At 74.7% G+C, this 6217-nt stretch carries 8 protein-coding genes; 3 read left to right on the top strand and 5 right to left on the bottom strand.

Going from position 1 to position 6217, the window contains the following annotated elements; genetic code table 11:
* Together J7E97_RS23955 and J7E97_RS23950 are read right to left on the bottom strand one after the other, a co-directional pair.
* The coding region (locus J7E97_RS23955) for an MFS transporter (protein ID WP_215030884.1) at window positions 1-1281 on the bottom strand (1281 nt) is incomplete at its 3' end.
* 86 nt (window positions 1282-1367) lie between these two features.
* A complete protein-coding gene (locus J7E97_RS23950; RefSeq protein ID WP_215030863.1) occupies window positions 1368-2018 on the bottom strand; it encodes a TetR/AcrR family transcriptional regulator in 651 nt (216 codons plus the stop codon).
* A gap of 113 nt (window positions 2019-2131) precedes the next feature.
* Between J7E97_RS23950 and J7E97_RS23945 the strand changes: the two genes are divergently transcribed.
* The 3 genes from J7E97_RS23945 to J7E97_RS23935 all read left to right on the top strand — a co-directional run bounded on the left by J7E97_RS23945 (window position 2132) and on the right by J7E97_RS23935 (window position 4613).
* Window positions 2132-2392, top strand: a complete 261-nt coding sequence (locus J7E97_RS23945; protein WP_215030861.1) for a DUF6158 family protein — start codon at window positions 2132-2134, stop codon at window positions 2390-2392.
* A gap of 98 nt (window positions 2393-2490) precedes the next feature.
* Window positions 2491-3051 (top strand): TetR/AcrR family transcriptional regulator, encoded by a 561-nt coding sequence (locus J7E97_RS23940; RefSeq protein WP_215030859.1) that lies wholly within the window; start codon window positions 2491-2493, stop codon window positions 3049-3051.
* Window positions 3052-3089: 38 nt separating this feature from the next.
* Window positions 3090-4613 (top strand): MFS transporter, encoded by a 1524-nt coding sequence (locus tag J7E97_RS23935; protein WP_215030857.1) that lies wholly within the window; start codon window positions 3090-3092, stop codon window positions 4611-4613.
* Here J7E97_RS23935 and J7E97_RS23930 read toward each other — a convergent pair.
* Genes J7E97_RS23930 through J7E97_RS37090 form a run of 3 tightly spaced genes read right to left on the bottom strand, consistent with a single transcriptional unit; the run spans window position 4610 to window position 6197 of the window.
* Window positions 4610-5764, bottom strand: coding sequence for a serine hydrolase domain-containing protein (locus J7E97_RS23930; protein WP_308346775.1), 1155 nt, complete (start codon window positions 5762-5764; stop codon window positions 4610-4612). The two genes, J7E97_RS23935 and J7E97_RS23930, sit on opposite strands and share 4 nt — an antisense overlap.
* 44 nt (window positions 5765-5808) lie before the next feature.
* On the bottom strand, window positions 5809-5988 hold the full coding sequence (locus J7E97_RS36190; protein WP_251055030.1) for a hypothetical protein: 180 nt from the start codon (window positions 5986-5988) through the stop codon (window positions 5809-5811).
* Window positions 5985-6197 carry a carboxylesterase family protein gene (locus J7E97_RS37090; RefSeq protein WP_374224221.1) on the bottom strand — a complete coding sequence of 71 codons (213 nt, stop codon included), beginning with the start codon at window positions 6195-6197 and terminating at the stop codon, window positions 5985-5987. Before J7E97_RS37090 ends, J7E97_RS36190 begins: the two co-directional genes overlap by 4 nt.
* Window positions 6198-6217 lie beyond the last annotated feature (20 nt).

The following is a 6217-nucleotide window of genomic DNA, read 5'->3' as shown; positions in this document are numbered from 1 at the left end:
AGCTGCCCGGCCCCGCGCGGAGCCGCCGCCGGGCAGCCGTGACGCGGGCAGCAGCCCCACGGCGGCCAGCGCGGCCAGGGCGGCGGCCGAAGTCCCCGTGCCCGAAGTCCCCGTACCCGAAGCCCCGGTGCCCGCGGCCACCGCGATCCCGAAGGCCGGTCCCACGTTCATGGCCGTCTGCTTGAGCCCGCCCACCACCCCCGCGTACCCGGCCGGGGCGTCCCCGACGACCGTGCCGGTGGCCGTCACCATCACGGCGGCGAAGCCCGCGCCCAGCACGCCGAAGCCCCACCCCGGGGTCAGCCCCAAGATCCCGAGTGCCACGAGCCCGGTCCCCGCCACCGCCGTCCCGCGCGCCCCGAACCTGCGCAGCGCGGCCCCCGCCACCGGCGAGCCGACGACCATGGCGGCGGTCATCGGCAGCACGCGCAGCCCGGTCGCCAGCGGCCCCTGCCCCGCCGCGTCCTGGAGCGCGAAGCTTGCCCCGAAGAGGGCTCCGAACATCGCGGCGGAGACCAGGGCCAACAGCGCCATCGAAGCGGTCACCGGGACGGAACGGGCCACCGCGCGCGGCACCAGCGGCTGCGCGGACCGCCGCTCCGACCGTCCGAGCAGGGCCGCGAGCACGGCCGCCGCGGCGAACCCGGCCAGGGTGCCCGGCCCCGCCCAGCCGTGTTCCGGTACGCCGGCCAGCGCGTGCACGAACACCGCGAGGGCCGCGACGAGCAGGGCCGCACCGGCCGCCGGGATCCTCCCGGGCTCCGTACGCGGCGGCGCGGGGAGCCGTACGAACGCGGTCGCGGCGGCGATCAGCAGGGCGGCGGGCACGTTCGCGACGAACACCGCGCGCCAGCCGAAGTGTTCCACCAGCACGCCGCCGAGGAGCGGCCCCGCCGCCGCGGCCAGCCCGATCGCCGCGGTCCGGACCGCGACCGGACCGCCGAGCCGGTCGGGCGGGTACGCGAGCCGCAGCACGGCGAGGGTCGCGGGCTGCAGCAGCGCCCCGAACAACCCCTGCGCCGCGCGCAGGGCGATCACCGAGGAGACCCCGGGTGCGAGCGCGATCCCCGCCGAGGTCGCGGCGAAGCCGAGTACGCCCGTGAACAGCAGCCGTGCGTGCCCGTACCGGTCGCCGAGCCGACCGGCGACGACCAGGAAGGCGGCCACGGCCAGCAGGTAGGCCGTGCTCGTCCACTGCACTTCGGCCAGGCTGGCGTCCAGGCCCCGCCGCAGGCTGGGCTGCGCCATGAGCAGCACCGTCCCGTCGAGGGCGACGAGCATGGCGCCGGCCGCGCTGACGAGGAGCGCGAGCCGGGGCCGCCCGGCCGGCTGCACGCGCGGCTCCACGGCCCGCTCCGTGCGCGGGCTCACGGCCGCAGGTGCGCGCCGAGGGCGGCGTCGACGACGTGGTCGACGGAGGCTTCCGGGTCACCGCCGAGTACGAGCGGCAGACTGCCCCAGGCCCACAGCTGCGCCACGCCGTGCAGGTTGGCCCACAGGGCGGCGGCGGTGATCCGCGGGGCGCCGGGCGTCCCGCACCGGTCGACGAGCGAGACGAGCAGCCCGAACAGCGGCAGCGTGGAATCCCGCAGCGGGGCCCCCGGCGGTCCGTCCTGCCCGGTGCTGTCCAGGAGGTCGTGGCGGAACATCAGCTCGAACATGCCGCGGTTCTCCAGCGCGTAGCCGACGTACGCGCGCCCCAACGCCCGCAGCTGCTCGCGCGCTTCGCCCGTCCCGGGGCCCGCCGAGGACTCCGGGTCCGTCCCGGAGCCCGTTACCGAGGCCCTCGCACCCGCCGACATCGCGGCCGGGAAACGGGAGCCGAGGTCTTCGAACCCGCGCCGGGCGATGGCGGACAGGAGCGCGTGATGCGTGGGGAAGTACCGCCGCGGCGCACCGTGGGATACCCCCGCGCGGCGGGCGATCTCCCGCAGGCCGAGGGCGGCCGTCCCTTCGGTGGTCACGAGCTGCACGCCGACGTCGATCAGCCGCTCGCGCAGCCCTCTGTCCTGATCCATAGACACTGTCTACCACGTGCGGGTAGACAGTGTCTATCACCCGCACTCCGGGATGATGGGAGGAGCGCGACCGGGCGAGGGGCCCGGCCCGGCCGAGGAAGAGGTGACCTGCCATGGCGGAGAACGAGGCGCACGAGGCCGGGCCGTCGGCGAGGAATCTGGACGAGGGCCGCCTGATGAAGGAGCTCGAAGCCATCCACCGCACGCGCCACGAGACCTTGCTGCACGGCTCGGACGACGCGCTGATCACCCACACGCAGCGGATGGACGAGCTGGAGCGCGAGTACGTGCGCCGCCACCCGGAGCGGGCCCAGACGCCCGGCCGCACCCGCTCGGGCGCCCGTGCCCGTACGGGGGCGGAAGAGCGGGGCTAGTCGCAGCAGCGCGCGCAGCAGCACGAACAGCGGCTCCCGTGGATCAGATTTGCTTCATGTGAGACAAATTTGTATCGTTTGATACGAAGGAGGATCACATGGTGCACGAAGAAGAGCTGCTCGACGGCGTCGCCCGCGTCCTCGCCGGCGACCACAGCGCCTCCATGGGGAACATCGCCGCGGGCATCGGTACCAGCCGCGCCACGCTGAGCCGTCGCTACGCCACCCGCGAGGCCCTGCTCAAAGCCGTGGCCGCCCGGGCCATCGAGGTGGTCGACGGCTGCCTGATCCCGGCCGACCTGCCGGACACCGCCGACGCCGCGGCCTTCGACGCCGCGCTGGAGCGGCTCGTCACCGGTCTGCTGCCCGCCGCGCACCTGTACGGGTTCACCTCGCGCGACGCCACCGTGCTCGCGGACCCCGAGTTCCGGGCTGGCATCGAGCGCCAGGACCAGCGGGCACTCGCCTTCCTGGCCCTGGGCCAGCGCCTCGGGCGGCTGCGCGCGGACCTGCCCGCCTACTGGATCTGGTACTCGCTCTGGGGCCTGCTCGACGCCGCCGCCGAGGGAGTCCGTGACGGGCACCTCGCCCGCCGGGACATCGGCAGGCTCGTCCTCGCCTCCTTCCTCAGCGGAACCCGGCCGTCCCCCGCCGCGTGATTCCCGCACCCCCGCGCACGACCCCGAACGGAACTCCCATGCACACCCCCACGCAGGACCCGCGCCGCTGGATCGTGCTCGCGATCCTCTCCGGCAGCCTCCTGCTCATCTCGATGGACACCACGATCCTCAACGTGGCGTTCCCCTCGCTCGTCGGAGACCTCCAGCCGGGCGCCGTACAGCAGCTGTGGATCATCGACGTCTACGCGCTAGCCCTCTCCGGCCTGCTCGTCACCGCCGGCGCCCTCGGCGACCGCTGGGGCCGCAAGCGGCTGCTGATGGCCGGTTTCGGCATCTTCGCCGTCGCGTCGCTCATCGCCGTCCTCTCCACCGAGGCCTGGCACGTCATCGCCGCCCGCGCCCTCCTCGGCGTCGGTGGCGCGGCGATCATGCCGTCCACCCTGTCGATCCTGCGCGGCGTCTTCACCGACGCCAAGGAGCGGGCCTTCGCCCTCGCCGTCTGGGCGGCCGTCTTCGGCGGAGGCATGGCCTTCGGCCCGGTCGTCGGCGGTCTGCTCGTCCAGGACTACGGCTGGCACTCCGCCTTCCTCCTGAACCTGCCCGTCACCGCGGTCATCGTCGTGGCCGGACTGCGCTACCTGCCCGAATCCCGCTCCCCGCGCTCCACCGGGGCCTGGGACTGGTGGGGCGTCGGCCAGTCCATCGTCGGCATGCTCGCCCTCGCGGGCGGCATCAAGCAGCTCGGCAAGAGCGGCATGGCCGACCCGCTGCCGTGGGCCCTGCTCGCGCTCGCCGTGATCTCGCTGACCGTGTTCGTACGCCGCCAACTGCGCCTGGACAGCCCGTTGCTCCAGGTCCGGCTGTTCACCAAGCCCGCCTTCAGCGTGGCCGCCACCGCGATCTTCCTGCCCATGGTCGGCATGGGTGCGGTCCTCTTCCTGGTCACCCAGTGGTTCCAGTACGGCCAGGGCTACACCCCGCTGGAGGCGGGCCTGCGCCTGCTGCCCGCCCCGCTCGCGCTGATCTGCGCCTCGATGGCCGCCCCCACCCTCATGCAGCGCTTCGCGATCCGCCACGTCCTCGGCGGCGGTCTGACCCTCCTCGGGGCGGGCATGGCGCTGCCCTGGGTCCTCCAGCAGTTCACCGCGCTCGGCTATCCGGCCTTCGCCGTCGCCCTGACCGTCATGGGCCTGGGCGCGGGCATCGCCACCACCGTCGCCTCGGTGACCCTCATCTCCACGGCGCCCGCGGACGAGGTCTCCAGCGCGGCCGCGATAGAGGAGACCTGCTACGAACTGGGCTCGGCCATGGGCGTCGCCATCCTCGGCTCCACCGCCGCCGCGCTCTACCGCGGGAACCTCCCGGCGCTCGACCTGGACGCGCCCGCGCTGAGCGCCGTACGGGACTCGGTCGGCGAGGCCGCCCACACCGCGGACCGCCTCGGCGGCAGCGTGGGCCAGACCCTGCTCGACGCCGCGTCGCACGCCTACACCTTCGCCATCACCCCGGCCTTCCTCCTGGCCGGCGCCCTGTCCCTGGCCGCCGCGGCGACCACCTGGACCCTGATCCCGCGCGACCTCCGGCCGACCGCGAACCACTAGTCCCGTGGCCGGGAGGCCGCGTACGCCCAGAGCGCGCGCATCGTCTCCGGCAGCGGGGACGGGCCGGCCAGTTCCAGCTGGGTCAGCAGGATGGTGGTCAGGCCCGTCGACGGGACGACGTGCGCGGCCGTGCCGGTGCCGCCGACCCAGCCGTAGCGGCCCGGGACGTTCCACGGGTTGGTCGGCGTGACGTCGACCGACCCGCCGAAGCCCCAGCCCTGGCCCTCCAGGAACAGTGCGGCGCCCGCCCGTTGGGCGGGCGTCAGCCAGTCGGTGGTCATCCGCCGCACCGAGTCGGCGGAGAGCACCGGGCCGCCCCCGTCGAGCAGCATCCGGGCGAAGCGGAAGTAGTCGTCCGCGGTCGACACCAGCCCGCCGCCGCCGGAGGGGAAGGCCGGCATCGCGCTCCACTGACCGTCGGGGGCGTCGACGAGCTCGAAGCCCCCGTCCGCGCCGCGGCGGTAGGCGTGCGTGAACCGGCCCAGCTGCCCCGCCGGCACGGAGAATCCGGTGTCGGCCATCCCCAGCGGCTCGAAGATCCGTTCCGCCAGGAACGCGGGGAGCGAGCACCCGGCCACCCGCGCGATCAGCACCCCCAGGACGTCCGCGCAGGTGTGGTACAGCCAGGCCTCGCCCGGCTGGTACAGCATCGGGATCCGCGCCAGCGCCGCCATCCAGTCGTCCGGCGCCGCGACGGCCTGCGGATTCGGGGGCCCCTGCTTCAGCTCGGCGAACAGCGGACCGACCGCGGGCAGGGAGAAGTCCGAGGGGAAACCCCACCCGGCACGGAAGGTCATCAGGTCGGCCACGGTCACCGGCCGCGCTGCCGGAACCACGTCGTCCACCGGGCTCGACGCAGTCCGTACGACCCTGGGCGCGGCGATCTCCGGCAGCCAGGGCGCGACCGGGTCGTCGAGCGCGAACCGGCCGTCCTCCACCAGCATCATGACCGCCGCCGCCGTGACCGGCTTGGTCATCGAGGCGATCCGGAAGATCGAGTCCCGGACCATCGGGGCGGCGCCGTCGGCGTCCGCGTTGCCCACGGCCACCACCTCCGGCTCCGATCCGTCGCCCCGGTCCACCAGGGCCACGGCCCCCGGCAGGGTCTTGTCGTCCACGAACGGCTGAAGGATGTCGAGCAAACCGGTCACGGGGTCCGCCTTTCGGTCAATGGGGCTGTGGCGCGAGGAGGTTGTCAGAAGGGTGGCACCGAGTCCCGCAGGACGCGGTGGTGTTCGGCCGCCGCGTCCACCGTACGGATGCCCGCAGGCCCGTGCGCGAGGGACAGTACGGCGGGGGAGCTCGCCCCATGGGCGTCCATCTCGGGGGCGTTGGGATCCCGGGGCGCCGCGAACCGCGTCCAGTAGCCGGTCATCCGAGCCGGGCCGCGGCATCGACGGGCTCCGGGAGGCGCCGGCGCAGCGGTCCGGTCGTCGGCGGCGCGGCGTACGGGATGCCCTCGAAGGCGCGGACCCCGGACGTCTCCCGGCCGCGCACCGCGCCGCGACCGGTCTCCACCACGGCCCGGCGGCCCTCGCCCTCGCCGGCCGCCGCCGCGGCCGGTCCGCCGGCCAGCGGGAGCACGGCCAGCAGGAGCCCTCCCG

The sequence above is a fragment of the Streptomyces sp. ISL-66 genome, assembly GCF_018614135.1.
Taxonomy (GTDB): Bacteria; Actinomycetota; Actinomycetes; order Streptomycetales; family Streptomycetaceae; genus Streptomyces.
The sequence above is the reverse complement of the archived record's forward strand: the minus strand, read 5'-3'. Positions and strand labels throughout refer to the sequence as shown.